At 73.1% G+C, this 25,852-nt stretch carries 27 protein-coding genes; 13 read left to right on the plus strand and 14 right to left on the minus strand.

The annotated features are described in order from the left end of the window. The first annotated feature begins 43 nt into the window (after positions 1–43). Complete coding sequence (locus tag ACFY0I_RS03530; RefSeq protein WP_388889575.1) at positions 44–793, plus strand: response regulator transcription factor; 750 nt, start codon at positions 44–46, stop codon at positions 791–793. Next, a complete protein-coding gene (locus ACFY0I_RS03535; RefSeq protein WP_388889578.1) occupies positions 790–2,178 on the plus strand; it encodes a sensor histidine kinase in 1,389 nt (462 codons plus the stop codon). Before ACFY0I_RS03530 ends, ACFY0I_RS03535 begins: the two co-directional genes overlap by 4 nt. Before the next feature lie 31 nt (positions 2,179–2,209). Here the strand turns inward: ACFY0I_RS03535 and ACFY0I_RS03540 are convergent, their stop codons facing one another. Together ACFY0I_RS03540 and ACFY0I_RS03545 are read right to left on the minus strand one after the other, a co-directional pair. Further along, positions 2,210–2,728: a DUF5133 domain-containing protein gene (locus ACFY0I_RS03540; RefSeq protein WP_388889580.1), complete on the minus strand. Its 519-nt coding sequence runs from the start codon at positions 2,726–2,728 to the stop codon at positions 2,210–2,212. Positions 2,729–2,914: 186 nt separating this feature from the next. Further along, the gene (locus ACFY0I_RS03545; protein WP_388889583.1) at positions 2,915–3,160 is read right to left on the minus strand and encodes a DUF6480 family protein; all 246 of its coding nucleotides are present in this window, start codon (positions 3,158–3,160) and stop codon (positions 2,915–2,917) included. Between the two features lie 277 nt (positions 3,161–3,437). Between ACFY0I_RS03545 and ACFY0I_RS03550 the strand changes: the two genes are divergently transcribed. Next, on the plus strand, positions 3,438–4,670 hold the full coding sequence (locus ACFY0I_RS03550; protein WP_388889586.1) for an FAD-dependent oxidoreductase: 1,233 nt from the start codon (positions 3,438–3,440) through the stop codon (positions 4,668–4,670). A gap of 95 nt (positions 4,671–4,765) precedes the next feature. Beyond that, entirely contained in the window at positions 4,766–5,998 is a 1,233-nt protein-coding gene (locus tag ACFY0I_RS03555; RefSeq protein WP_388889588.1) for a cytochrome P450, read from the plus strand. An 87-nt stretch (positions 5,999–6,085) separates the two neighbouring features. Here ACFY0I_RS03555 and ACFY0I_RS03560 read toward each other — a convergent pair whose 3' ends face one another. Next, entirely contained in the window at positions 6,086–6,322 is a 237-nt protein-coding gene (locus tag ACFY0I_RS03560) for a hypothetical protein (RefSeq protein WP_388889591.1), read from the minus strand. A 340-nt stretch (positions 6,323–6,662) separates the two neighbouring features. After that, the gene (locus ACFY0I_RS03565; protein WP_388889594.1) at positions 6,663–7,223 is read right to left on the minus strand and encodes a TetR/AcrR family transcriptional regulator; all 561 of its coding nucleotides are present in this window, start codon (positions 7,221–7,223) and stop codon (positions 6,663–6,665) included. A gap of 220 nt (positions 7,224–7,443) precedes the next feature. On the opposite strand from ACFY0I_RS03565, the gene ACFY0I_RS03570 reads away from it, so the two are divergent. Then, positions 7,444–8,397, plus strand: coding sequence for an oxidoreductase (locus ACFY0I_RS03570; RefSeq protein WP_388890631.1), 954 nt, complete (start codon positions 7,444–7,446; stop codon positions 8,395–8,397). A gap of 45 nt (positions 8,398–8,442) precedes the next feature. Here the strand turns inward: ACFY0I_RS03570 and ACFY0I_RS03575 are convergent, their stop codons facing one another. Both ACFY0I_RS03575 and ACFY0I_RS03580 read right to left on the minus strand, forming a co-directional pair. Then, on the minus strand, positions 8,443–9,000 hold the full coding sequence (locus ACFY0I_RS03575; protein ID WP_388889596.1) for a DM13 domain-containing protein: 558 nt from the start codon (positions 8,998–9,000) through the stop codon (positions 8,443–8,445). A gap of 100 nt (positions 9,001–9,100) precedes the next feature. After that, entirely contained in the window at positions 9,101–10,351 is a 1,251-nt protein-coding gene (locus ACFY0I_RS03580) for a saccharopine dehydrogenase family protein (RefSeq protein ID WP_388889598.1), read from the minus strand. A gap of 192 nt (positions 10,352–10,543) precedes the next feature. Here ACFY0I_RS03580 and ACFY0I_RS03585 point away from each other — a divergent pair, with 192 nt between their 5' ends. Both ACFY0I_RS03585 and ACFY0I_RS03590 read left to right on the plus strand, forming a co-directional pair. Beyond that, positions 10,544–11,254, plus strand: coding sequence for a TetR/AcrR family transcriptional regulator (locus ACFY0I_RS03585; RefSeq protein WP_388889600.1), 711 nt, complete (start codon positions 10,544–10,546; stop codon positions 11,252–11,254). Between the two features lie 98 nt (positions 11,255–11,352). Further along, complete coding sequence (locus tag ACFY0I_RS03590) at positions 11,353–12,951, plus strand: APC family permease (protein WP_388889603.1); 1,599 nt, start codon at positions 11,353–11,355, stop codon at positions 12,949–12,951. Here the strand turns inward: ACFY0I_RS03590 and ACFY0I_RS03595 are convergent. Then, positions 12,939–13,799 (minus strand): MBL fold metallo-hydrolase, encoded by an 861-nt coding sequence (locus tag ACFY0I_RS03595; RefSeq protein ID WP_388889605.1) that lies wholly within the window; start codon positions 13,797–13,799, stop codon positions 12,939–12,941. The two genes, ACFY0I_RS03590 and ACFY0I_RS03595, sit on opposite strands and share 13 nt — an antisense overlap. 146 nt (positions 13,800–13,945) lie before the next feature. On the opposite strand from ACFY0I_RS03595, the gene ACFY0I_RS03600 reads away from it, so the two are divergent. From ACFY0I_RS03600 to ACFY0I_RS03615, 4 genes are all read left to right on the plus strand, one after another. Continuing rightward, positions 13,946–14,515 carry a pyridoxamine 5'-phosphate oxidase family protein gene (locus ACFY0I_RS03600; protein WP_388889608.1) on the plus strand — a complete coding sequence of 190 codons (570 nt, stop codon included), beginning with the start codon at positions 13,946–13,948 and terminating at the stop codon, positions 14,513–14,515. Between the two features lie 113 nt (positions 14,516–14,628). Then, a complete protein-coding gene (locus tag ACFY0I_RS03605) occupies positions 14,629–15,345 on the plus strand; it encodes a VanZ family protein (RefSeq protein WP_388889610.1) in 717 nt (238 codons plus the stop codon). A gap of 72 nt (positions 15,346–15,417) precedes the next feature. Then, positions 15,418–16,122, plus strand: coding sequence for a response regulator transcription factor (locus tag ACFY0I_RS03610; RefSeq protein ID WP_388889612.1), 705 nt, complete (start codon positions 15,418–15,420; stop codon positions 16,120–16,122). Further along, a complete protein-coding gene (locus tag ACFY0I_RS03615; protein WP_388889615.1) occupies positions 16,115–17,230 on the plus strand; it encodes a sensor histidine kinase in 1,116 nt (371 codons plus the stop codon). The genes ACFY0I_RS03610 and ACFY0I_RS03615 overlap by 8 nt, the downstream gene beginning before the upstream one ends. A gap of 44 nt (positions 17,231–17,274) precedes the next feature. Here the strand turns inward: ACFY0I_RS03615 and ACFY0I_RS03620 are convergent, their stop codons facing one another. From ACFY0I_RS03620 to ACFY0I_RS03635, 4 genes are all read right to left on the minus strand, one after another. Next, positions 17,275–18,309, minus strand: a complete 1,035-nt coding sequence (locus ACFY0I_RS03620) for a hypothetical protein (protein WP_388890634.1) — start codon at positions 18,307–18,309, stop codon at positions 17,275–17,277. 281 nt (positions 18,310–18,590) lie between these two features. After that, positions 18,591–18,803 carry a DUF4287 domain-containing protein gene (locus ACFY0I_RS03625; RefSeq protein ID WP_388889618.1) on the minus strand — a complete coding sequence of 71 codons (213 nt, stop codon included), beginning with the start codon at positions 18,801–18,803 and terminating at the stop codon, positions 18,591–18,593. A 194-nt stretch (positions 18,804–18,997) separates the two neighbouring features. After that, entirely contained in the window at positions 18,998–20,488 is a 1,491-nt protein-coding gene (locus tag ACFY0I_RS03630) for an MFS transporter (protein WP_388889621.1), read from the minus strand. Between the two features lie 88 nt (positions 20,489–20,576). After that, positions 20,577–21,164 carry a DUF2231 domain-containing protein gene (locus ACFY0I_RS03635; RefSeq protein ID WP_388889623.1) on the minus strand — a complete coding sequence of 196 codons (588 nt, stop codon included), beginning with the start codon at positions 21,162–21,164 and terminating at the stop codon, positions 20,577–20,579. 179 nt (positions 21,165–21,343) lie between these two features. On the opposite strand from ACFY0I_RS03635, the gene ACFY0I_RS03640 reads away from it, so the two are divergent. Then, a complete protein-coding gene (locus ACFY0I_RS03640; protein WP_388889626.1) occupies positions 21,344–22,711 on the plus strand; it encodes an AI-2E family transporter in 1,368 nt (455 codons plus the stop codon). A gap of 10 nt (positions 22,712–22,721) precedes the next feature. Here the strand turns inward: ACFY0I_RS03640 and ACFY0I_RS03645 are convergent, their stop codons facing one another. Genes ACFY0I_RS03645 through ACFY0I_RS03655 form a run of 3 tightly spaced genes read right to left on the minus strand, consistent with a single transcriptional unit; the run spans position 22,722 to position 24,432 of the window. Next, positions 22,722–23,486, minus strand: coding sequence for a metallophosphoesterase (locus ACFY0I_RS03645; RefSeq protein WP_388889629.1), 765 nt, complete (start codon positions 23,484–23,486; stop codon positions 22,722–22,724). Continuing rightward, complete coding sequence (locus tag ACFY0I_RS03650; RefSeq protein ID WP_388889632.1) at positions 23,483–23,737, minus strand: hypothetical protein; 255 nt, start codon at positions 23,735–23,737, stop codon at positions 23,483–23,485. Before ACFY0I_RS03650 ends, ACFY0I_RS03645 begins: the two co-directional genes overlap by 4 nt. Then, positions 23,737–24,432 carry a nucleotidyltransferase family protein gene (locus ACFY0I_RS03655; RefSeq protein WP_388889634.1) on the minus strand — a complete coding sequence of 232 codons (696 nt, stop codon included), beginning with the start codon at positions 24,430–24,432 and terminating at the stop codon, positions 23,737–23,739. The genes ACFY0I_RS03650 and ACFY0I_RS03655 overlap by 1 nt, the downstream gene beginning before the upstream one ends. Positions 24,433–24,612: 180 nt before the next feature. Here ACFY0I_RS03655 and ACFY0I_RS03660 point away from each other — a divergent pair, with 180 nt between their 5' ends. Beyond that, on the plus strand, positions 24,613–25,713 hold the full coding sequence (locus ACFY0I_RS03660; RefSeq protein ID WP_388889636.1) for an NAD-dependent epimerase/dehydratase family protein: 1,101 nt from the start codon (positions 24,613–24,615) through the stop codon (positions 25,711–25,713). Positions 25,714–25,852 lie beyond the last annotated feature (139 nt).

The following is a 25,852-nucleotide window of genomic DNA, read 5'->3' on the forward strand; positions in this document are numbered from 1 at the left end:
GTTCTAAGAGGTTCTCTCAGACGGCTTTGGCAGGCTGTTCCCCATGAACAGTTCGGACAACACGGGCCACCCCGGCACCACCGGCGATGCGGGCGGCGTGGGCGGCGCCCCCGGGCCGCGGATCCTCGTCGTCGACGACGAGCCCGAGGTCCGGGCGGCCGTCGAGGACGGCCTTCGCGTCGAGGGGTACGAGGTCCGGGGCGCGGGCGACGGCCTCGCGGCCCTCTCGCAGGTGGCGGTGTGGGAGCCCGACGCGGTCGTCCTCGACGTGATGATGCCGGTGCTCGACGGCCTGGCCGTCTGCCGGCGGTTGCGGGCGCTGGGTGACCGTACGCCCGTCCTGGTGCTGACCGCGCTCGACTCCGTCAGCGAACGGGTCGACGGGCTGGAGGCCGGCGCCGACGACTACCTCGTCAAGCCGTTCGCGCTGGACGAGCTGGTCGCCCGGGTACGGGCGCTGCTGCGGCGGGCCTCGCCCGGGCCGGCGGGCGACGCCCCGCTCGGCTTCGCCGACCTCGTACTGGATCCGGCGACCCGGACCGGGCGGCGGGGCGGGCGGCCGTTGGAGTTCAGCCGTACCGAGGCGGCCCTGCTGGAGCTGCTGTTGCGCCACCCGGGCCAGGTGCTTCCGCGCGAGTCGATCCTGGAGCTGGTGTGGGGGCGGGACTTCGGGCCCGACTCCAACTCGCTGGCCGTCTACGTCGGCTACCTGCGCCGGAAGTTGGAGGCCGGCGGGGAGCCCCGGCTTGTCCACACCGTCCACGGGGTCGGCTACCGGCTGGACGCGGCGTGAGCGGCGCGGGCCGGCGGCGGCTCGGTGGGGCCTGGCGCAGGCGGCGTCCCCTGCGGACCCGGCTCGCGCTGGCCGTCACCGCCGCCGTGGCCTTCGTGGCCGTCGGGGTGTGCGCGGCGGCGTTCGTCGTGGTCCGGTCGGCGCTGTACCAGCAGCTCGACCTCAGCCTGACCCAGGCGGCGCGGTTGGCCGCCCAGCGCGAACCGGGGGCGGCGCCGGGCACCCTGGCCGGGGAGTGCCGCTTCCTGGCGGCCCCGGCGTGCGCGGAGGTGGTGGCCGCCACCCCCGCCGGCGACCCGCGTACGCCGGGACTGTTGCCCGTGGCTGCGGCCGCGCGGGAGGTCGCCGCCGGTCGGCGGGCCCCGTTCTACACGAACATCACGGTGTCCGGGTATCCCGCCCGGATGCTCACCACCGACTACGCCAAGGGGCGGGCGCTCCAGGTGGCGCTGCGGGCGGACACGGTGGAGGACGGCATCGAGGACGCCGCACGGTGGCTCGTGGCGACGGCGGCGGCCGGGGTGCTGCTGGCCGCGTTCCTCGGCCACTGGGTGTCGCGGACCGGGCTGGCGCCGGTGACCCGGCTCACCGCGACGGCCGAGCGGATCGCCGCGACCCGGGACCCGCGGCACCGGATCGAGCTGCCGCCACCGGGACGGGAGGACGAGATCACCCGGCTGGCCGGGAGCTTCAACACCATGCTGGGTGAGTTGGAGCAGTCGGTCACCGCCCAGCGTCGACTGGTCGCGGACGCCTCGCACGAGCTGCGCACCCCGTTGACGGCGCTGCGCACCAACGCGGAGCTGTTGGCGCGGGGCGACCGGCTCACGCCGGACCAGCGCGAGCGGGCGTCGGCCGCGCTGGGCCGGCAGCTGCGGGAGGTGACGGGGCTGGTGAACGACCTGATCGAGCTGGCGCGCGACGAGGAGCCGCAGCCTCTGGTGGAGCAGGTCCGTCTCGGCGCGCTGGTGGAGTACTGCGCGCAGGCCGCACGGGCGCACTGGCCGGACGTCCCGTTCCGGGTACGGGTGCCCGAGGGGCCGGTCGTGGTGCCGGGGGTGCCGGCGCGGTTGAGCCGGCTGTTGGGGAACCTGCTCGACAACGCGGCCAAGTTCAGCCGGGGCGGTCTGCCCGTGGAGGTGGAGCTGGTGGCGGGCGGTCCGGGCCGGGGCGCGGAGCTGACCGTCCGCGACCACGGGCCGGGGATTTCGGCGCAGGACCTGCCGTACGTCTTCGACCGCTTCTACCGGGCCGGGGCGGCTCGCGCCCTGCCGGGCTCGGGGCTGGGCCTGGCGATGGCCCGGCAGATCGCGCGGGCCCACGCCGCGGAGCTGACGGCGGAGCCCGCTCCGGGCGGGGGCGCGTTGTTCCGGCTGACGTTCTGAGCGCGGCCCGAGGCAGGCACGGGGGGCGGCCTCAGGTCGTTCCGGCCAGCCGGCGCTCCGCCGCCAGCACCGCTTCGTGGGCGCTGGGGCGGCCCATCAGGACGCACAGGGTGTGGGCGGCGTCGTCCATGGCCCGCACGGCGCCCGGGTCGTGCGGGGCGTTCGTGAGGCGGGCCTGGCAGCCCCGCAACCGGGAGAGGACCTCTTCGGTCCGGGTCCGGCTGGGCGGCGGTCCGGTGTCCGGCGTCGTCGGCGTGGCGGGGGTGCGGGCGGCCTCCACCGCGCGGTGGAGGGCGCGCACGACGCGTCCCGGTGCGGGGGCGGGGCCGTCGCCGGGCGCCGTCGCCATCGCGCCCGCCAGCTCGGGGACGGAGACCTGGGCGAGGTCGGCGGCCGTCGCGAGGATCAGGCGCGCGTGCCGGGCCGTGCACGGCGTCGACGCCATCAGCAGGCCCAGGGCCCGCGCGACCGCGTGGTGTCCCGGGGACGGCTTCGCCGACCGGGTCGCCGCAGGGGCAGGTTGCTGGGTCCGAAGACCGGGCTCGGACATTCGTCGCCCTTTCGTTGCGAGGCGGCAGCGGGGGGGGTCCGGCTGAGCGTGTCGAGGCTGATGCGGGGGTGCTCGTGAAACATATGCCGGTGTCCGCCGGGATCGGGCACGCGGCACGGCCTTCGGCCGTCCCCGGACCGATTGCCGGTCCGGGGGCTCGGGCCCTGACCTGACGGACGACGCTGTTCAGAGGTCCAGGAAGACCGCGTAGGCCAGGAAGAAGAGGGCGCAGGCGAACGCGAGCAGGCATATCACCACGAGCGGCCCCATGCCCCAGCCGCGGGTGAGCGGCCGGTACGGCCCCGCCCCCGAGCCGGTGCTCGACTCCCCCGGCGGGGTCTCACCCGGCGGCACCCCGCCGGCGGTGGGCGGCGGCGCCGCGGGTCGCGGGGCAGGGTCCGACGGCTCCGGGTCCGGGATGTGTGCGGACATGGGTCCTCCTCGTCTCGACGGCCACGTCCGTTCCCCACGCCCTCGGCGGCACGGCCCGCGCTGACGCAGGCGGTCCCGAGGGCCCGGGATGCCCGGCGCCTACCCACGCCGCACCCCGGCACGCCTGGACTGCGTACCCGCGGCGGGAGGCCCGCGGCCCCCATGTGGTCGGGCCCGGGCCGGGCCGGTCGGACTCTCCGGCTTACGGGTCCCGCAGCCCCAATTGCGGTATATGTCCTCTGGGGCCAGCCCGGTCCCCGCGAAGGGAGTGGTGGCCGTGGAGCGCACGACGTGCTGCGTGGTGGGAGGCGGGCCGGCCGGGATGGTGCTGGCGCTGCTGCTGGCCCGGGCCGGGGTGGAGGTGACCGTGCTGGAGAAGCACGGCGATTTCCTGCGCGACTTCCGCGGGGACACCGTGCACCCGTCCACCCTGTCCCTGCTGGCCGACATCGGGCTCGCGGAACGGTTCGCCCGGCTGCCGCAGCGCCGGGTGACCTCCGTCCAGCTGCCCCTCGGACCGGACCGCTCGCTCGTCATGGTCGGGAACATCGGGGCGCTGCCCGGCCCGTACAACTACATCGCGATGGTGCCGCAGTGGGACCTGCTCGACCTCCTCGCCGACGAGGCGCGCCGCGAGCCCTCCTTCCACCTGCGCATGAACACCGGGGCGACGTCCTTCCTGATCGAGGGCGGACGGGTCACGGGCGTGCGGTACCGGACCGCTGACGGCGAGGCGGGCGAGATCCGGGCCCACCTGACGGTTGCCTGCGACGGTCGCGGTTCGCTGGCCAGGGCGCTGCCCGAGCTCGGGCTGGAGGGCTTCCCGTGTCCCATGGACGCCTGGTGGTTCCGCCTGCCGCGCCGCGAGGACGATCCCAGCGGGCTGGTGGGCGGCGTGGGAGACCGGTTCTTCACCGCGCTCATCGATCGCGGCGACTACTGGCAGTGCGCGGCGCTCATCCCCAAGGGGACCGATGTCGAACGACGGGCCGAGGGCCTGGAGCGTTTCAACGCCCGGTTCGCGCAGGCCGCCCCCTGGCTCGCCGACCGGGCCGACGCCCTCACCTCCTGGGACGAGGTCAAACTGCTCGACGTACGGCTCGAACGGCTGCGCCGCTGGCACCGACCCGGGTTGCTGTGCATCGGTGACGCCGCCCATGCCATGTCGCCGGTCTTCGGCATCGGCATCAACCTCGCCGTGCAGGACGCGGTGGCCGCCGCCCGCCACCTGGTACGGCCGCTGCGTGAGGGCGCCGTGGGACTCCGGGACGTGCGCCGCGTCCAGCAGCGCCGGATGCCCACCACGGTCGCCACCCAGGGGCTCCAGCGCCTCGCCCACCGCCAGGTCATCGAACCGCTGCTGGCGGGCCGCACCGCGTTCGGCGATCCCCGGCGGGCGAAGCGCATGACCGAGCTGATCACCGACTCCCGGTGGTTGAACCGGGTCCCGGCGTACTTCCTCGCCTACGGGGCCCTGCGCGAGCGACCCCCGAAGGAGTCGCTCCGCTGAGCCGCCGCGCCCACGGCCCGGGCGCCCCCACCGATGCGCCCGCTGAACCGGAAGACACCCTTCGGGAGGCAACATGACTGACCTCGGGAGGCAACATGACTGAGCAGCCGGTCCCTCTGCCCTATGCCGACCCGGCTTTCCTCGCGGATCCGTTCCCGCTGTACCGGCACCTGCGCGAGGACGGCCCCGTGCGCCGCGCCGTCATCGCGGGCGGCCTGGAAGCGTGGCTCGTCACCCGCTACGAGGACGGCCTCGCGGCCCTGTCCGACTCCCGTCTCAGCAGCGACGTGCGCGACGCCGCCGACACCCGGCTGCTGCGGCAGCTGCCCGGCACGGAGCGCGAGTCGATGCTGAGCAACATGCTCCGCAGCGACCCGCCGGACCACACCCGCCTGCGCCGCCTGGTGTCCAAGGCGTTCACGGCCCGTCGCGTGGCCGGGATGCGGCCCCGGATCCAGGAGATCACCGACCGGCTGCTGGACGCGGTCGTCCCGACCGGCCGCGCCGACCTCGTCGCGGACTTCGCGCTGCCGCTCCCGGTCACGGTGATCAGCGAGCTGCTGGGGGTGCCGGTGGACGACCGTCACGACTTCCAGCACTGGACCGACCGCATGATCATGCGGGGCGCGGGGCCGCCGGATCCCGCCGTGGTGAACGAGGCGTGGCTGCACATGCGCGCCTACGTCACCGAGCTCATCCGGGACAAGCGGGACCGCCCCGCGGACGACCTGCTCAGCGACCTCGTCGCGGCCCGGGACGAGGAACAGCGGCTCACCGAGGACGAGCTGGTCGCCATGGTGTTCCTGCTGCTGGCGGCGGGCTACATCACCACGGTCAACCTGATCGGTGGCGGCATCTCCACCCTGCTCGCCCACCCCGACCAGTTCGAGCTGCTGCGCTCCGATCCGTCGCTGCTGCCGGGCGCGATCGAGGAGTTCCTGCGCTACGACGGTCCGGTCAGCCCCGGCATCGCCCGGTTCGCGCGGGAGGACGTCGAGATCGCGGGCGTGACCGTGCCGCGCGGCGCGACCGTACTGATCGGCTCGGCCCTCGCCGACCGCGACCCGGCGCGCTTCCCGGATCCCGAGCGCCTGGACATCACCCGGCAGGACAACGCCCACCTCGCGTTCGGGCACGGCATCCACTACTGCCTGGGCGCCCCGCTGGCCCGGCTGGAGGGCCAGATCGCGATCGGTACCGTCCTGCGCCGGCTCCCCGACCTGGCGCTCGCCGTACCGGCGGACGAGATCCCCTGGCGCCCGGGCGGACTGCGCGGCCCGCAGAGCCTGCCGGTGACCTTCACCCCCGGCGAACCGGCGACCGGGTAGCCGTCCCGGAGCCCGTACGCGGGACGCGGGACCCGGCCGGGTCCCGGGTCCCGCGTACGGGGTGACGGTGGGGCGTGTGGTGCCGGGTCAGGATTCCCCGTCGCGCCTCTCGTCCTCGTCGCGCTCGCGCGGGTTCTCGTCCTGGCGGGGGTACTTGAGCTCCTCGGGGCTCTTGCCCCGGGCCTTCACCGCGCTCGTACCGGGGTGGACGGGGTCCTGCTCGGGGCGGCGCGTGCGCTCCTGCCCGGGGCGGCCGGTGCGCTCCTGCTCCTGCTCCTCGCGGCCCTTGCCCGGCTCCTGGCGCTTGTCCTGCATACCGCCCATGACGGCGACTCCCTCGTGAAGGATGGGATGGGGTCCCTGCGGCTCCACGCTGTCGCCCCCCGGCCCCCTCCGCAACCGCTGGACCGGCGGTGACGGACGATGTCCCCGAGGTCCGCGGGTCGGGCAGACCCCGGTGGTCGGGCGGGCAGGATGGCGGCCGATCGGGCCTGCGGGTAGGTGCGCCTCCGGGCCCACCACGGGAGGACGACGACCGCCAGGAGCGCTGGGGGGGGGAACGCCGGCGGCGCGGAACGCGTCGTCGGAGCTCGGGGTGCGGGTGGTGCCGTCGGGGCCCTCCTGGACGTCCCCCGCTCCTCGCGGAGCGGATCCGCGGACGCGTTCAGTCCATCGGCGACAGGGCGCGGGCCCGAGCGGCGGCCAGTACGACCCGCACCGCACGCTCGGCGGTTGCCTCGTCGACCGTTTCACCGATGAACGCGAGCCGGAAGTAGACCGGCGCGGCAAGGGTCTTGAGGAGTTCGACGGGATCGGTGTCCGCGGGAAGTTCGCCGCGGTCGACGGCCCGAGTGACGACGGGCTCCGCTCGACGGAAACGGTCCTCGAAGAGCGTCTTCTTGATCTCGGCGAGCTGTGGAACGCGTGCGGCGTCAGTCAGGACAGCGCCCAACAGGGCACGTCCAACGGCGGAGTTCAGGGTGGCGACAAGCGACAGGGCGAGCTCGCGCAGGTCGGCTTCGACCGATCCGGTGTCGGGGATCGCGACGTCGTCGGCGAAGTGACCGGCCAACGCGTCGACCACCAGGCGGTCCTGGTGCTGCCAGTTGCGGTAGATCGTCGTCTTGTGGACGCCGGCGCGCTGGGCGACGCGCTCGACGGTCAGTGCCGCGTAACCGGAGTCCGCGAGTTCGTCGACGGTCGCCGCCAGCACCGCGGCACGCATCCTGCTGCCCCGTCCGACAGCGGGAGTCCGGCGTCGGGAGGATCCTGCGGAATCCATTGCAACTCCTGGTTGCTTTGAGGGCCGAATGTGCGACACCCTGAGCCTATCGCAACGAATGGTTGCGATACGGCCCTGTCGCTCTTGCCGCCCGGCACCCGAACCTCAACGAAACGAGACCGCCGTGACCCGTGTCGTACGCGCAGCGACCTCCTTCACCCTCCTGTCCCCGGCCCGGCGGCGTCCGCGCCGCACCGCCCCGAACTGGTCCCACGACGCCATCCCCGACCAGAGCGGCCGGCTGACCGTCGTCACCGGCGCCAACAGCGGCATCGGCTACGTCACCGCGCGCGAACTCGCCCGCCGCGGAGCCCACGTCGTCCTCGCCTGCCGGGACCGCGAACGCGGCTGCGACGCCGTGGCCCGACTGCGTGCCGAAGTGCCCGGCGCCCGGGCCGAATTGCGCGTGCTCGACCTCGCCGACCTGCGGTCCGTACGGGACTTCGTCGAGAGGTGGAACCCGCCGCGCATCGACCTGCTGATCAACAACGCCGGCGTCGCCATGGTGCCGTTCTCCCGAACCGCCGACGGCTTCGAGTCCCAGTTCGGCGTCAACCACCTCGGCACGTTCGCGCTGACCGGCCTCCTGATGCCGCACCTGCTGGCTTCGAGCGACCCCCGCGTGGTCACCGTCAGCAGCGAGGGCCAGCGCTTCGCCCGCTTCGACCTGACCAACCTGAACGCCGAACGCCGCTACCGGTCCGCCTTCGCCTACGTCCAGTCCAAGCGCGCCAACCTCTACTTCGCCATGGAACTCCAACGCCGTTGCGAAGCGGCCGGATCGGACCTGCGGTCCATGGTCGTCGCCCCCGGCCTGACCCGGACGAACGTGCTCACCGGCGGCGCCCACCGCGCCCGAGGCCGCGCCTACGACCGCCTCACCCGCATCCTCCTGAAGATCGCTTTCCGCCCCACGGCGGAGGGATCCATGACCTCCCTGTACGCGGCGACCGTCCCCGACCTGCCGGGCGGCAGCTACGTCGCACCGGACGGACCGTTCCAGCTCCGCGGCCGGCCCGCCCTGCGAACCCGGGACCGGGCCGTCCACGACGGAGCCACCGCGCGTCGGCTGTGGACGCTTTCGGAGGAACTCACCGGGGTGCGCTTCGCCCTGTAGGACGCGCCTGCGGGCCCCTGACCGACCGGCTCCGGCTCGGAGGCCTCAGGCCCTGGTCAGTTCGGCGGCGCCGAAGGAGACGTCGAAGCGGTCGCACCAGATGGTGACGCTGCTGTACTCGGAAAGGTCGAGGTCGGCCGGTACCTCGTAGTTCTGGTCGCCCTTGTTCCCCTTCAGTTTGCCGAGGCTGACGTGCCTGCCGTCGTCGAAGACCCGCCAGCCGGCCGTGCCCTCCTTCACCGGGGCGTCCGTCAGCCACACCCGCAGGTCCGGCCCGTTGCTGGTGTCGAGGTCCTCCAGCCGGAGCGTGTGCGAGCCGTCCGCGAGACGGATGAGCTTCGCGGTGCCCGTGGTGGCGTGCTCGTGACTGATCAGGTCCCCCCGGGCCACGGTCCGCAGCGTCGGGGCGGCAGGGGCGGCGCCGCCCGACGGCGGGGCGGACGCGGACGGTGCGGGCTTCGGAGCCGTCGGCAGGGCCTCGTCGACGCGGTCGTCCTGCCAGAGCTTCCACGGTTGGAACCAGTACACGCCCACGCCCAGGAGTACCAGGGCCGTCACCAGGCCTCCGATGAAGAACCGTCCGCGCCGCTTGCCGTTCACCACTGCCGCTCCCCTGCCGAACCCGCTGATCGTTTCCCCCATTCAACGGGGTGGGCGGACGGCACGGCCACCGGACAACGATGACGAAATCCTTACGCGCGCCTCACCGACCCGGCGTCGTCGGGATGGTGGCGGCCTGATCGCGCATGCCCCAGGGCGAGCCGTACGCGGTGAGCAGGTCGAGGAAGGGCAGGGGCGGCAACGCCTCGGGGCCCAGGACGCCCGGCCGGGACCACACGCCGGTCGCCAGCAGTTCCAGGGCCACCACCGGGTTGACGGCGGTCTGCCAGACGACGGCCTGGGAGCCGTACTCGCGCATGGACCACTGGTTGTCGACCACGTGGTAGAGGTAGACCTCACGGGGCAGGCCGTCCTTGACGCCCTTGACCCAGGTGCCGGCGCAGGTCTTGCCGGTCATCCGGTCGCCGAGGCCGGCCGGGTCGGGCAGGCAGGCCGCGACCACGTCGCGCGGCGAGACCCGGACCGGGCCGTCCCCGCCGCGGACCGTGACCGGCTCGGTGGAATCAAGGCCCAAGGCGTGGAGCGTCTTCAGCTTGCCGATGAAGTCGTCACCGAGGCCGTACTTGAAGGTGACCCGACGGGCCCCCACCCAGCGCGGGATGAGGAGGACCTCCTCGTGCTCGACGTTGACGCACTCGACGGGACCGATGCCCTCCGGGAAGTCGAAGACCTCGGGCTCGCTGAACGGCTCGGTGGTGAACCAGCCGCGCTCGCGCTCGTACACCACGGGCGGGTTCAGGCACTCCTCGATCGTCGTCCAGATGTTGAAGGACGGGGCGAAGTCGTAGCCCTCGACGGCCAGGTTCGCCCCGTCGCGGATGCCGATCTCCTCGATCTCGTCGAAGAGTTCGTCGGCCGCGTAACGGGCGAAGACGTCCGAGAGTCCGGGCTCGACACCCATGCCGACGAGCGCCAGCCGGCCCGACTTCTCCCACTCCTCGGCCCGCTCGAACTGTTCGTCCCCGAGCTTCACCCCGCACTCGCTGTGCGGGTGTTCGGGGTGCGGGCGGGAGAGGGACATGGCCATGTCGAGGTAGTGACTGCCCGCCGCCAACGCCGCGTTGAACAGGGGCATCACGAAGCGCGGGTCGGTCGCGTTCATCAGGACGTCGCACCCGCGCTCGGACAGCAGCCGGGTGACCGCCGCCTCGTCGGAGGCGTCGACGCGGCAGGCGCTGAAGCGCTGCTCCGCGTCCCCCAGGGCCGCGACCGCGGCCTGGGCGCGGCCCAGGTCGTAGTCGGCGACGACGAAGTGGTCGAAGAAGTCACGGCGGGCGGCGATCCGGGTGATCGCACTGCCGACGCCGCCGGCGCCCACAAGCAGAACACGCATGGCGAGGTCCCTTCTCTGCGAGGCGTGCGCCTCGGGTCTCTGTGAGGCCTGCGCCTCGGGTTTCTGTGAGGCCTGCGCCTCGGGGCCTGATGGAACCCGCCGCCACGAGCTAAGGTCAATGGTGTTGGCATAAGGTCGGCCGGCGCCGGAGGACGGCGCGGCCGTACGGAGGACGACGGAGAGGGGCGGGCGATGGCGAAGGACGTGGTCCCGGAGGACGCGCGCAGGCGACGGCGTCCGACCCGGCAGGGGACGGTGCTGTCCGAGCGGTTGATCGTCGAGACGGCCCTGCGGATGGTGCGCGAGCACGGCAGCGCGGGACTCTCGGCCCGGCGGCTCGGCGCCGCCCTGGGCGCGGACCCCAGCACGCTGTACCGGTACTTCGACGGCATGGACGGCCTCACCCTGGCCATGGGCGAGGAGCTGATCGGCCGGGCGCTCTCCGGTTGGGCATCGACCGGGCGGTGGCGTGATGACCTGCGCTCCCTCGGGCTCCGCATCCACGGTGCGTACCTCGCGCATCCGCAGGCCGCGCTGCTGACCGCGAGCCGGGTGACGGGGCGGCCGCGGGAGATCGCCGCGGACGAGGCGATCCTCGGCGGCCTGCGCGGCGCGGGGTTCCCCGACGATGACGCCGTGCGGATCTACCACGCCTACATCGACCAGTGCCTGGCCTTCGCGGCGCTCGACGCGGGCCCGTTCGCGCTGACGGCGAAAGCCCGCGAGGCGGACGAGGAGCGGTGGGAGTCGACGTACGCCCGGCTGCCCGCCGACGAGTACCCGAACATCGCGGCCACCGTCGGGCTACTGGCCGCCCGGATGCCGCACAGCGCCTACCCCGTCGCGCTGGAGATGCTCCTGGACAGCGCCGAACGCGAACTGGGCGACCTGGCCGGCCACTGAGTCGGGCCTGGCTTATGCCAACACCATTGACCCCCTGTACGGCACACGGGTTTCCTCGTCGCATTCACGCCCCGTTCACACCGCACCAGTGAGGGACCATGGTCGAAGACACCCCGCGGACGCCGGCCGCCACGCTCAAACCGAACGCGATCGGGTTCGTCGACGCCCTCGCCATCGGGCTCAACGCCACCTCGCCGGCGTATTCCCTGGCCGCCGTGATCGGGCCGATCGTCGCCCTGGTCGGCGTCCACGCTCCCGGGGTGATGCTCGCGTCCTTCGTGCCGATGGTGCTCATCGCTTCCGCCTTCTACTACCTGAACCGGGCCGATCCTGACTGCGGCACCACCTTCTCGTGGGTGACCCGCGCCCTGGGGCCGACGGCCGGTTGGCTCGGCGGGTGGGCGATCACGATGACCGGCGTCCTGGTGGTGGGCTCACTGGCCGATGTGGCCGTCAACTTCGGCCTGTTGGCCGTCGGCCTCGACGATTGGGCCGCGAACACCCTGGTCCGTCAGTCGCTGACCGTGCTGCTGATCGTGGCGATGGCCGCGCTGTGCGTACGGGACACCCGGGCGGCGGCCCGCCTGCAGAACGTCCTCGTCCTGTTGCAGACCGTCTGCCTGTTCGTCTTCGCGGCGGTGGCCCTCCACAAGGTCCTCTCCGGTACCGGGTCCCTCGACTCGGTGCGTCCGGAGGCCGGCTGGCTCAACCCCTTCGGGGCCGGGGGCACGGCGCTGACCGGCGGGCTGCTGCTCGGCGTGTTCGTGTACTGGGGTTGGGAGTCGGCCGTCAATCTCTCCGAGGAGACGACGGACCCCTCCTCCACCCCGGGGAAGGCCGGAATCTGGTCGACGGTCGTCCTGCTGGCCACGTACGTCTCGGTGGCCTTCGCGGTCGTCGCCTTCGCCGGCACCGGCTACCTCGGCGCGCACGCCGACGAAGAGGAGGCCGTGTTCGCCTCGCTGGCCCGCGAGGTCCTCGGCGGCTGGGACTGGATCGTCCTCCTCGCCGTGGCGACCTCGGCGCTCGCCTCCACCCAGACGACGATCATCCCGGCGTCCCGTACCGCGCTGTCCATGGCGCGCCGGCACGCCCTCCCCAGCCGATTCGGCCGGATCCACGGCCGGTACCGGACCCCCGCCGTCAGCACGTGGTGGGTCGCCGGCACGGCCACCGTCTGGTACCTGCTCATCCATCGGATCAGCGAGAACGCCCTCGCCGACTCCCTGACGGCGCTCTCCCTGCTCATCGCCTTCTACTACGCCCTCACCGGCATCGCCTGCGCGGTCTACCACCGGCGCCGGCTCACCGCGGGAGTACGCGCGTTCTTGTTCATCGGCGCCGGGCCCGTCATCGGCGCGGCCATGCTGACCTGGCTGCTCGTCGAGGCGGTCGCGGACATGGCCGACCCGACCAACTCGGCGGGTGGTACGACCTGGTTCGGCCTCGGCCCGCCCCTGGTCATCGCGCTCGGCCTGAGCCTCGTCGGGATCGTGGTGATGCTGGCCCGGCGCGCGGTGTCCGGCACGTTCTGGACGGAGCGCCCCGGTGTTCACGGGGGCCCGGACGCGCCCGCAGCGACCGACGGGCGCCAGGACGGGAAGGGCGCGGGGGAACCGGAACCGGAGGGGGACGCGGAACCGGAGGGGAACCGCGTCGCCGCCCGGCCCGCCGGCCGTTCCGGTCAGTCGCGGTAGACGAGGACGAACGCGTCGTACGGGTGGGCGCCCCGGCCGGCCGCCGTCTCGTCGAGGGCTCGGCGCAGGTCGTGCAAGTGGCCGGTGGTGAGCTGGAGCGGTGGCTCGTCCGGCTGGTGCGTGGTGCCGCGCGGGTAGTCCTCGCCGGCCCTGGTGGTCATCTCGATGTGGCAGCCGAGGACGTGACGGACGGGGCGGGTCGCGCAGAAGTCCAGCAGCCGGTCGACGGTGGCCGAGTACGCCGCCCGGTCCGCGATGTAGAGCCGGCCGGGATAGACGGAGTCGCCGGTCAGCAGCAGCCCGGTGTGCCGGTCGTGGAAGACCAGCCCGGCCTCCTGGTGCCCGGGGCCGGGCACCAGGTCGAGGATCCGACCGCCCAGGTCGAGCTCCCCGGTCCGGTGCGGCCAGTCCTCCAGTCCGAAGGAGGACGTGACCGCGTCCAGGCCCGCGCCGATGACCGTGGTGAGCGGCCGGTCCGCGAACTGGCCGTCCGCCGCGGTGTGGTCGCCGTGCCCGTGGGTGTGGGCGACCAGTAGGCCGTACCCGGGCCGCGGGTGGCGTGCCAGCCAGTCCTCCACGAGGGCGTCGACCGTCGCCCGCAGCGGAAAGTGGGCGACCTCGGCGGAGGCTCCCGTGTCGAGCAGCAGGGCGCGGTCATTGCCGAAGAGGAGGAAAACGAACGGGGCCTCGTAGTGCACGGACTTGTTCTGGCGCAGGATCACCGTGTGCTCGGTGTACGCGTGGATCTGGATCTCCGGAGCCGGGTCGTGCTTGGGGGACGGCCAACCCGCGTGCCATACGACGTCGAGGCTGCCTTCGACCGGGGCGTCCCGCAGAAAATCGATCACGCGACCAACCTACCTACCCGCGGGTCCGTCGGCACGGGCCGTCGGATCGGTGCGACGGACGGATCGAGAGGGAGGTGGGCGCGGGCGTGTCGACAGTGGCCACGGGGGGCGGCCGGTCGACCATGGAGTGAGGAAGGAGACCTGCCATGCCGGATCAAGGACCCACCGCTCCCCACACGACCGAGCTCGACGCACGTTACAGCTCGGCGCTCAATCCCCGCCCGGGTGCCGAGGACGTCACCGCCACCGAGTGGTCCCAGGCGCGGCGGCAGTTGGCCGCCGCCGAGATCTTCTGGGTGTCCACGGTGCGGCCGGACGGCCGACTGCACGTCACACCCGTCATCGCCGCCTGGCACGACGGGGTGCTGTACTTCTCGACGGGCCCGGGGGAACAGAAGGCGAAGAACCTCGCCCACGACGGTCACTGCGCGGTGACCACCGGAGGGAACTCCCTCACCGAGGGGCTCGACCTGGTCATCGAGGGCACGGCGGAGCAGGTTTCCGATCCGGCGGCGCTGGAGGAGGTGATCACGGCGTACGAGGCGAAGTACGGTGCGCACATCACCTCCCCCGAGGGCACCTTCCACGGCATCGGGGACGCGTTCCGCACGGGGAACGCCGTGGTGTTCGCGGTGGCCCCGGCCACGGCGTACGGGTTCGGCCGGGACGACGGGGTCTACAGCCACACCCGGTGGTCGTTCCGACCGGGCGGCTGAAGGTCGTCCCGTGCGGCCCCGCTGATACCGCGGGCGTGTATCGCGGGTGTGTATCGCGGGCGTATCGAAAATCGCATACGCCCCCGCAACGGCCGCGCGTGTCCCATGGGGCCATGACCCAAGACGTGTCCCTGTCCGCGCCTCCCCGCCGCCGGCGCGGGATCGTGCTCCTCGGCCTGGCGGTCCTCGGCGTGGCCGGCGCCGCGTTCCTGATGCGGCGGATGCTCCTGATGTCCGCTCCGAGGTGCCTGGCCGGTCGGTGGCACGGCTGCTTCGACACCTTCAACGGTGTCGTGTTCATGACCTTGGCCACGCTGCCGCTTTCCCTACTCGTGGTGTGGGCGCTGGCGCACCGGCGGCGCGCAGCCGGGGTCACCGCGGCGTGGCGGATGTCGCTGGCCGAGGTGGGCATGGTCCACGGGACGGTGCCGTTCGTCTGGATGATCCTGATGCCGGGCGCCGGTGCGGGCGTCGTCCCCGGGCGGGTGAGCCTGGTACCGCTGCTGGACCTGGTCACGATGGGGCCGCTCGGCATCGCGGGGAACCTGCTGGTCTTCGCGGCCCTGGGGTTCTTCGCCCCGATGAGGTTCGCCGCGGTGGCGTCCGCACCGCGCCTCCTGGCCCTCGGGGCGGGCTGCTCGGTCGTGGTCGAAACCGCGCAGTACGTCCTGCGGTTGGACCGGGTGTCCTCCGTGGACGACGTACTGGTCAACGCCGTCGGCGCCGCGCTCGCCGGACTGGCGTCGCGCCGCTGGTGGCGTACCGCGGGGCAAGCGCCGGCGGACCGGCCCGCACCCGTTCCCGCGTCTGCCTCGGCGTCGGGCGGCTGAGCAGGCGGTCCGGTGCACACGTCGCATACGTCGCATACGTCGGCGATATGCCGTGCCGCTTAGGCTTCGGGCATGCGCGTACTGATCGTGGAGGACGAGCCGTACCTGGCCGAGGCCGTCCGTGACGGTCTGCGGCTGGAGGCGATCGCCGCCGACATCGCCGGCGACGGCGACTCCGCCCTGGAACTGCTCGGCGTCAACGCCTACGACCTCGCGGTCCTCGACCGCGACATCCCCGGCCCCTCCGGTGACGAGGTCGCGCGGCACATCGTCGCCTCCGGCAGCGGCATCCCGATCCTCATGCTCACCGCTGCCGACCGCATCGACGACAAGGCGTCCGGGTTCGGGCTCGGCGCGGACGACTACCTCACCAAACCCTTCGAGCTGCGGGAGCTCGTCCTGCGGCTGCGGGCGCTCGACCGCAGGCGCGCGCACACCCGTCCCCCGGTGCGGGAGATCGCGGGTCTGCGGCTCGACCCGTTCCGCCGGGAGGTCTTCCGCGACGGACGGTACGTCGCGCTCACCCGCAAGCAGTTCGCCGTCCTGGACGTGCTCGTCGCCGCCGAGGGCGGTGTCGTCAGTACCGAGGAGCTGCTGGAGCGGGCCTGGGACGAGAACGCCGACCCCTTCACCAACGCCGTCCGCATCACCGTCTCCGCGTTGCGCAAAAGGCTCGGCGAGCCATGGGTCATCGCCACGGCTCCGGGTGTCGGCTACCGCATCGCCACCGGCCCCGACGCGGCCGACACCGCCGGCCCCGGCCGCACGCGTGCCTAGACGACCGGGGCCCAGTGCCCGGCTGAAGCTCGCCCTCAGCTATGCCGGGTTCCTCGCCGTCGCCGGGGCCCTCCTGTTGGCGGTGGTGTGGGTGTTCCTGCTGCGCTACGTGCCGGACAACACCAAGGGGCTCCTGGGCATCTCGCCCAACCGCTACCTCCTCGTGCGCACCTTCGCCCCCGCGGCGGCCGTGGCGATGGCCTTCCTGCTCGTCTTCGGCCTCGTCGGCGGCTGGGTCCTCGCCGGACGGATGCTCGCACCGCTCACCCGGATCACGGACGCGGCCCGGCGGGCCGGCGCCGGATCGCTCTCCCACCGGGTCCGCATGGAGGGCCGCCGGGACGAGTTCCGTGAACTCGCCGACGCGTTCGACGCGATGCTCGAACAACTGGAGTCGCATGTCGCCGAACAGCGGAGGTTCGCCGCGAACGCCTCGCACGAACTGCGCACCCCGCTGGCCATCTCACGGACGCTGCTCGACGTCGCCCGCCGCGATCCCGACCGGGACCGGGACGCGCTCCTGGAGCGCATGCAGGTGGTCAACACCCGCGCGATCGACCTCACCGAGGCCCTGCTGCTGCTCGCTCGCAGCGACCGCGGCGGCTTCACCCGTGAGAACGTCGACCTTTCCCTCCTCGCCGAGGAGGCCGCCGAAAGCCTGCTCCACCTCGCCGAGCAGCGCGGGATCACGCTCGACGTCACCGGCGGGGCGACCCGTACTCCCGGTTCCGCGGAGCTCCTCCTGCGGATGGTGACGAACCTCGTGCAGAACGCCGTCGTCCACAACCTGCCCGCCGGCGGCTCCGTGACGGTCCACACCGGGACGGAGCACGACACGAGCGTGCTGCGGGTCGAGAACACGGGCCATCCGGTGCCGGCGGACCTGGTCCCGATCCTCACCGAAGCCTTCCAGCGCGGAACGGAACGCGTACGCACCGACGAGCACGCCGGCGTCGGCCTCGGCCTGGCCATCGTGCACAGCGTCGTCCGCGCCCATGGCGGCACCCTCGACCTCGTCCCCCGTCCGGCCGGCGGTCTCCTCGTCACGGTTCGGCTTCCCGGGGCCCCGGTGGACCCCTCACCCGAGGGTCGCCACCCGGCCCGTTGACCGGAAGTCCGCTACGGGCCCGGGTGCCTCGTGGCGCGAGGGGGTCAGCGGAGCTTCGAGAGGCCCTTGTTCACGACGTTCGGAGAATCCGTGGCGTCCGTGGCATCGGCCGTTCCCATCGCACCCAGCGGGCCGGGGCGGGCCTTCCTCGGCGGGAAGGCGAGGCCGGTCGGCGTGTTGAGCCCGGTGGAAGCGAGGGTGACCTGTCCGCCGCCCGTCTCCCGTACGCGTACCACCCGGTTGTTGAAGCCGTCGGCCACGTAGAGGCCGCCGGAACCGTCGAGTGCCAGGCCCAACGGATCGCTCAGGCCGGTGACGGGAACCGTGCTCTGCTGCCCGTCGGCCGCGGACACCTTCACGACGCGGTTGTTGCCGCTGTCGGAGACGTAGAGGTCGCCCGCGGCGTTGAGCGCGAGGCCGGTCGGCTGGGACAGGCCGACCGTGGGCACGGTGGTCTGGCCGCTCCCGTCCGCCGCGACCTTGACGACGCGGTCGTTGACGAAGTCGGAGACGTACAGGTCGCCGTCGGGCTCCAGCGCCAGGCCCCAGGGGTGGAGCAGGCCGCTGGTGGGGACGACCGTCTGGGGGCCGCCGCCGGCGGGCACCTTCACCACCCGGTCGTTGAAACTGTCCGCGATGTAGAGGCTCCCGGCGGCGTCGACGGCGAGGCCGAGCGGGCGGGACAGGTCGACGGTGGGCACGGTGGCCTGTTCCCCGCCGTTCGGGGGCAGCGTCACGACCCGGTTGTTACCGGTGTCGGAGACGTAGAGGGCGCCGGCCGGGTCCCAGGCGAGGCCGGTCGGACGCACCAGTCCGTCCAGGGGCACGGTCATCTGCTCGCCCCCGTCCGCAGGCAGCGTGACGACCCGGTTGTTGCCGTAGTCGCTGACGTACAGGGGCGGGCCGGCCGGTGAGCGAACGTCGGCGGCGTCCGTCGCGCCCGCGGGCGCGGTCGGCAGTGCGCAGAGCATCAGCAGGCCCGTCACGGCCGCCAGCCGCCGGGTCCGCGTCCACGTCGTCGTACGGCCGGTACCGGCCGGGAGCCGCTCGCGCGTGCCCACTCGTGCTCGTGCCGTCATGCGTTCCACGACTCACCCACCTGTTGCGACCGGTCCCCCGTCACCCGCCGACCTTAGGAAGGCGTACCGGTATGCGCGGAAGCCACGCCATCGGCCCGTACGGGGCCACTCCAATGCCACCGGCAGGGCGTCGGGAAGGGACGGGCCCATGGGCTCGCGCAGAGCCGCGCAGCGCCCGGACGCAGGGTCCCACGTCCCACCGGTGGTGGAGCGGCTCGATGAGCCGGCACGGGCGGACGCGGTCCGGGGAGCGCCGCGCCCGTTCCGCCGCCGGCTCCGGCTCACTTTCCGCCGGCTTCGGCCAGGGTGTGCGCGACGAGGGCGTTGGCGTGGCCGTGGCCCAGGCCGTGCTCCGTCTTGAGCCAGGAGACGAGTTCCATGTGCTTGGTGAGCGGGGAGGCGCTGATGAGCGCCTTCCATTCGGCGACCGGGCGGCCGTACTTCTTCTCGATCGAGGGGAAGTAGGAGGCGGGGCCCTTCACGGTGTCGGTCATGGCTTCGTGTCCTTCGCTCGCGCTGCCGGTGCGGTCCGAGGGTTGACCCGGCCCGCGGGGAGAACTCATCGGGCCGCCCACCGTGACCTACGTCACATTGGCATGAGGTCCGGCGGTCGCCGACGGAGCCCGCCCGGGCGGGCGGTCATCCACGCGACGGCCGCCCGCCGGCGTACGTCCCTACGGGTGCGGCGTCACGCGGGGTCCTTCACCGCGCCGGACGGCTCCGGGGTCCGGGCCGAGAGGGGGGTGGCGATGTCCTCCAGGGAGCGGCCCTCGGCGGCGACCGCGTAGAACACGGCGACCAGCCCCGCGGCCACCATCAGCGCGGCCCCGATGCAGAAGGCGAGGGCCGCGTCCGACACCACGCCGCTGGAGGTGAGGCCGGCGAAGATCAGGGGTCCGGAGATGCCGCCCGCCGCGGTGCCGATGGCGTAGAAGAAGGCGATCGCCATCGCGCGGGTTTCCATCGGGAAGATCTCGCTGACGGTCAGGTACGCCGAACTCGCCCCGGCGGAGGCGAAGAAGAGCACGACGCACCAGCAGGCGGTCATGGTCAGCGCGGTGAGTTGGCCGGCGCCGAAGAGCCAGGCCGTCCCGAACAGCAGCAGACCGGACAGGATGTACGTCCCGGAGATCATGGGGCGGCGGCCGAACGTGTCGAACAACCGGCCCAGCAGCAGCGGGCCGAGGAAGTTTCCGACGGCGATGACGGCGAAATAGTAGCCGGTCACCGAACTGGACACGTCGAAGAAGGTCACCAGGATGGAACCGAAGCCGAAGGTGATCGCGTTGTACAGGAAGGCCTGACCGACGAAGAGGGAGAGGCCCAGCACGGCCCGCTTCGGGTACGTGCGGAACACGGTCTTCGCGATCTCCCCGAAACCGATGTGGCGGCCCACGGTGACGGTGATGGCCGCGCCGGGCTCCGGCAGCCGTTTCCCGGTTTCCGCCTCCACTTGTCGTTCGACGTCGGCGACCAGGTCCTCGGCCTCCTGTGCCCGGCCGTGCATGACCATCCAGCGGGGGCTCTCCGGGACGTGCCGGCGTACGAGCAGGATGACCAGACCGAGGACGACGCCGAGGGCGAACGTCAGCCGCCAGCCCACCGACGGGGCGAAGATCTCGGTGTTCAGGGCGACGACGGACAGCAGCGCGCCGGCGACCGCGCCCAGCCAGAAGCTGCCGTTGATGATGAGGTCGACGCGGCCGCGGTACTTGCTGGGGATCAGTTCGTCGACGGCGGAGTTGATGGCCGCGTACTCGCCCCCGATGCCGAATCCGGTCAGGAACCGGAAGAGGAAGAACCACCAGGAGGAGAAGGACAGGGCGGTCAGGGCGGTCGCGGCCAGGTAGACGGCGAGCGTGATCAGGAAGAGCTTCTTGCGACCGAACAGGTCCGTGAGGCGGCCGAAGAACAGGGCGCCGGAACAGGCTCCCGCCACGTAGAGCGCGGCAGCCAGACCCGTGACCTGCGCGTCGGTGATGGACAGGCCGCTGCCGTCCTCGGAGAGGCGGCTGGCGATGCTGCCCACGACGGTGACTTCGAGGCCGTCCAGGATCCAGACGGTGCCCAGCCCGATCACGATCATCCAGTGCCACCGGGACCAGGGCAACCGGTCCAGCCGCGCGGGCACCTTGGTGGTGACGGTTTCCGTGTTCACCGTCTGTGAGGTCTCCGACATGCCGCACGTCTGCCCCCGTCCCCCAGGGGCAAACGGGCCCGTTCCGGGGGCCGTTGGCCCGGCGGCACCCGTGTCGGGAGGCGCTCCCTCAGGCGGTCGGGTCGGCCCCCACGGCCTGCCGGTACGCGACGTGCCCGCCGAGCGCGCCCGTCACGCAGACGGCACCCAGGCCGGCCAGTGACCACAGACGGCCCTTCACCGAACGGCCGCGCAGGCGTGCCACCAGGGACACCGTGTAGCAGGTGACCGCGGCGGCGTTGGCGGCCGCGTGGGCCAGTCCGACCCGGGCCTGTCGGGGCGGCAGGTCCGCCCAGTCGACCCAACCCGCCACCGCGGCCGGGGCGACGCCGGCCAGGCCCACGGCCGTCAGGGTCGTCGCGGCGCGGCCCGCCCCCGGTACGGCGTCCAGTACACCGGCCGACAGCCAGCAGCCGATGGGGACCTGGACCAGCACCGGATGCAGGGGATGGCCCAGCGGCCTGCCGCGCAGCACGTCGCGCACGCCGCCCAGCGGGAGCGAGCGGATCGCCCGTTGGAGGGTCCGGACTGCCGGGTCGGCCACCGTGGTCCGTTCGAGCCGGTCGAGGCCCTTCAGCCATGAGGTCGCGACGGTGTGCAGCGCCGATGGCCGCCCGGCGTGCGGGGGCGCGGCGGTGTCGAGGGCGTGTGTGTTCATGCACGGCGCCTACCCGCCCTCGCCCGGCCGTCCCACCGCACGCTCGCGCCGCCGTCCCGGACCGCCCTCGGCGACCGCGAAACCCCGCCCGCGACCACCCCGGACCCCGCTCGGAACGGCTGCGGAATCGGTTCGGCTGATCTCGGGAAATGGGGGCAGAAGGCCAGCGACGAGAAGGGATGGTCCGGATGCCCGGAACCCACACATGGCTCGACCGCGTGAAGAACGGTGCCAACGCGGTCGGCGAACGGCGCTCGCGGGCCCTGGCGCGCCGCAACGCCGAGTACGAGGCCGAATACGCGGAGCAGGCCGAGCGGATGGCCCAGCTCCGCAGGGCTCGTACGCGGGCCCCGGACCCGGCCCGTGCGGTGCCCTGGGGCGTCCGCGTGGCCGCGGAGGCGGCCTGGCGGTTCCTGGTCCTGGCCGCCGCGCTGTGGGTCGTGATGAGGGTGATCGGCGCGGTCCGGCTGGTCGCGCTCGCCTTCGTCGTCTCGCTGCTGGTCACCGCCCTGCTCCAGCCGACCGTGGCCCGGCTGCACCGCAGGGGGCTGCCGCAGGGGCTCGCCACCGCGGTGACCGCGATATGCGGGTTCCTCGTACTCGGTCTGGTCGGCTGGTTCGTCGTATGGCAGGTGCTCGACAACCTCGACACCCTGTCCGGCCGCCTCCAGGAGGGCATCGCCGAACTCAAGCGGTGGCTCATCGACAGCCCGCTGCACGTGACCGAACAGCAGATCAACGATGTCGCCGAGAAGCTGACCGACGCGATCGGCACCAGTACCAGCGAGATCACCTCGACCGGTCTGCAGGGCGTGACCGTCCTGGTCGAGATCATCACCGGCATGCTCCTGGCGATGTTCTGCACGCTGTGTCTGCTCTACGACGGCCCGCGCGTGTGGCAGTGGACGCTCAAGCTGATCCCGTCCGCCGCCCGTCCCGGCGTGGCCGACGCGGGTCCCCGGGCCTGGCGGACGCTGACCGCCTACGTACGCGGAACGATGATCGTCGCCCTGATCGACGCCCTCTTCATCGGCGTGGGCATCTATTTCCTCGGCGTGCCCCTGGCCGTGCCCATCGGTGTCGTGATCTTCCTGGCCTCGTTCGTGCCGCTCGTCGGCGCCGTGGCCTCCGGCGCCCTCGCGGTGATCGTCGCCCTGGTCACCCAGGGCGTCTTCACGGCGTTGATGGCCCTGGTGGTGGTGCTCGTCGTCCAGCAGATCGAGGGCCACATCCTGCAGCCGTTCATCCTCGGGCGGGCGGTCCGCCTGCACCCGTTGGCGGTGCTCCTGGCCGTGGCCACGGGCGGGCTGGTCGCCGGGATCGGCGGCGCGGTCGTCGCCGTCCCGCTGGTGGCCGTCGCCAATACGGTGATCGTGCACCTGCGCGCCTACGCGGCCGACGAGGACGCGGAGCGGGGCGATGGTCCCGACCCCGTAGGGCAGGGCCCCGACGAGGAGGGGGCGGCCCTCCCCGCCGACGGCGCAGAGGTGCGCGCGCACGACGAGGAGCCCCCGCGGCCGGAGGAAAGGCCGCAGGGGCTCACCTAGCAGCCCGCCGTCAGGGTGCGGAGCGGTCCGGGGATCCGGTCGGCAGGGGTGCGTGGGGCGACAGGTGGTAGATCGCGAAGGCCCGGTCGATGACGGGCATCGCCACGTTGCGCACCCGCACCCCGCCGGCCGTGATGCCGTGCTCGGTGCCCGAGTGGGCGTGGCCGTGGACGGCGAGGTCGGCCCCGGCGCCGTCCATGGCCTCCGCGAGGAGGTAGCTGCCCAGGAACGGGTAGATCTCCAGGGGTTCCCCGGCGAGCGTGTCGGGGACGGGCGCGTAGTGGGTGAGGGCGATGCGCAGGTCGCTCCCGGCCTCCTGGAGGCCTCGCAGCGCCTTCTCCAGCCCTCCCGCGCAGGTGCGGGTGTACTGGATGAAGGCCTTCATCTCCGGTTCCCCGAAGTCGCTGCCGCTGCGGCCGGCGAAGCCGCCGCCGAAGCCCTTGGTCCCCGCCACCCCGACCCGCGTGCCGTCCAGGTCGAGCACGACTCCGGTGCCCTCCAGGACGTGCACCCCGGCGGCCGTGAGTTCCTCGGCGACGGCTTCCTCCTCGTCGCTCTGGTAGTCGTGGTTGCCGAGCACCGCGACGACGGGGACGGCCAGCCCGGCCACCTCGCCGGCGACCACCCTGGCCTCCTCCCTGGTGCCGTGCCGCGTCAGGTCACCGGCCAGGAGCAGCAGGTCCGCGCAGTCGCCCAGGGTGTCGAAGGCGGGCCGTAGGAATCCGGCGCTGCCGGGGCCCAGGTGGATGTCCCCGACGGCCGCCACACGGATCACGACAGCTCCTCCGCCCTTCCGGGCGGCGCGGGTCGGCTCACCATCAAGTCCTCCTGCCAGTCCAGGCCGGCCAGTTCTTCGGCGACGAGCCTCAACACCTCGGCCCGGCACTCCGGGCTGGTGACGCTGCCCGAGATCACCGCGCCCGACCCGCGCGCCTCGACGCGTACGCCCAGCTCCGCGATGTCCTCGCGGGCCAGCCGGTCGCGCAGGTGCTCGATCCGGTACTCCACCATGTCGTGGGACGTCATCAGCTCTCCTCCCGTGCCGGTCCGGCCGGCCCGGATCCGGAAATGGTGTTCCTGGCGTCGATGACGCGCAGCCGCTCCAGCAGGTACAGGAACGAGTCGGGCAACGGCTCGGACCCGTGGTCCCGTTCCAGTCGGCCCCAGTCGATCTGCTCCCGCAGCATGCGGGCCATGGGCAGCAGGTCACCGAAGTCGCAGTAGTGCTCGCAGAGCGCGGCGAGCCGACTGCCCATGAGGTCCGTGGGCGCGAGGACGGGCATCCACACCGAGTCGACCGCCTTCACGTCGGCCCGCTCCAGGAGTTCCGTACTCACCGGGCGCCGTTCCAGCTCGAAGATCAGGTCGATCTCCTCCCCGCCGGAGCGACCCTTGACCAGCCAGTCCTCAGGGGCGCGGCGCATCTCGATGCCTCCCTCCTCCAAGGCCTTGATGACCGCGTCGGCGTCCTCGGGCCGGACGCAGAAATCGGTGTCGTGCTGGAACATGGCCGGCAGACCGTGGGCGAACGCGGCCACGCTGCCGGCCAGCGCGAAGGGGAGTCCCGACCGTTTGAGGAGGGCGGCGACCAGTTTGGTGGTCTCCAGGATCGCCTGGGTGTGGTCCTTGGGCAGGGGGCCCTCGGCGGGCACGGGTGGGCTCAGGGCCTGGGGTGCCGCGTGCCCGGTGGGGGCGGGCGGCGGCGGCTTCGTGGTCGTCATGGGGAGCGCGTACCCGTCCCGCCGCGGCGGAATCGCCCGGCGCGCCCGGAGTGACCCGGACGGGTGGAGTGCCGTCGGACGGCACGGGTAGGCGCCCGGCGTGTGTCCGCGCCGTGTCCGACGGCACGGAGCGCCCCGTGGCGGGCCGCGGACGCCGTCCCCGGAAGGGAGGCACCCGCCATGCGTCGGACAGTGGAGGAAGGCCCCGGAGGGACCGGCGGAGCCGGTCTGCGCGTCGTGGTCGTCGGCGCGACCGGGAACGTCGGAACGAGTGTCGTGCGGGCGCTCACGGAGGATCGCGCCGTGGAATCCGTGCTGGGCCTGGCCCGCCGGGTCCCCGGCTGGCGACCGCCGAAGTCGCGGTGGGAGGCCGTGGACATCGAACCGGGCGGCGAGGACCTCGTTCCGCTGTTCATCGGTGCGGACGCCGTCGTCCACCTCGCCTGGAAGTTCCAGCCCACCCACCACCCGGCCGAGACCTGGCGCACCAACGTCCTCGGGAGCCTGCGCGTCTTCGACGCCGTCGCGGCCGCGGGCGTGCCGGCGCTCGTGCACGCCTCCTCGGTCGGCGCGTACTCCCCGGGCCCCAAGGACCGTGCGGTGGACGAGTCCTGGCCCACGCACGGCTGGCCACAGGCCGCGTACACGCGGGAGAAGGCGTACCTCGAACGGGTCCTCGACACCTTCGAGATCAAGCATCCGGAGATCCGGGTGGTGCGGATGCGGCCGGGGTTCCTCTTCAAGCGGGAGGCCGCCTCGGAGCAGCGACGGATCTTCGCGGGACGGCTGCTCCCCGGTCGTCTGGTGCGGCCGGGGCTGGTGCCCGTCGTGCCCGGTCTGCCGGGGCTGCGTTTCCAGGCCCTGCACACCGACGACGCGGCGAGCGCGTACCGGGCGGCCGTGGCCCTTCCGGTTCGGGGGGCCTTCAACCTGGCGGCCGAACCGCCCCTGGATTCCGAGGTGTTGGCGGGGTTGTTCGAGGCGCGGAGCCTGTCGATGCCGGCCGGTCCGGTCCGGGCCGCCCTCGCGGCGGCGTGGCGGCTGCACCTGGTCCCCGCCTCCCCCGACCTGCTGGACGCGGTGCTGCACCTGCCGCTGATGGACACCGGCCGGGCGAGGGAGGAACTCTCCTGGGAGCCCCTCCACACCTCTGTGGAGGCGGTCGGTGAGTTCCTCGCCGGGCTGCGGGCCGGAGCGGGCGCGGACACCGCGCCGCTCGCTGCGGACCGGACGCTCCACCAGCGCCTGGACGGTGTCGCGGACCGGATCGTCAGGGCGTGAACGACCCTGCCGGGGCGCTGCGGGAACGCCGGGTCCGCGCACGACACGGCCTCGGGGGGGCGGGCGGGGCCCGCCCCCCGGGGGCGGGGGGGGGGGCGGGGCGGGGGGGGGGCGGGGCCGGGGGTTTGGCGCCGGGTGG

It is taken from the genome of Streptomyces sp. NPDC001568 (assembly GCF_042893755.1).
Lineage (GTDB): Bacteria > Actinomycetota > Actinomycetes > Streptomycetales > Streptomycetaceae > Streptomyces.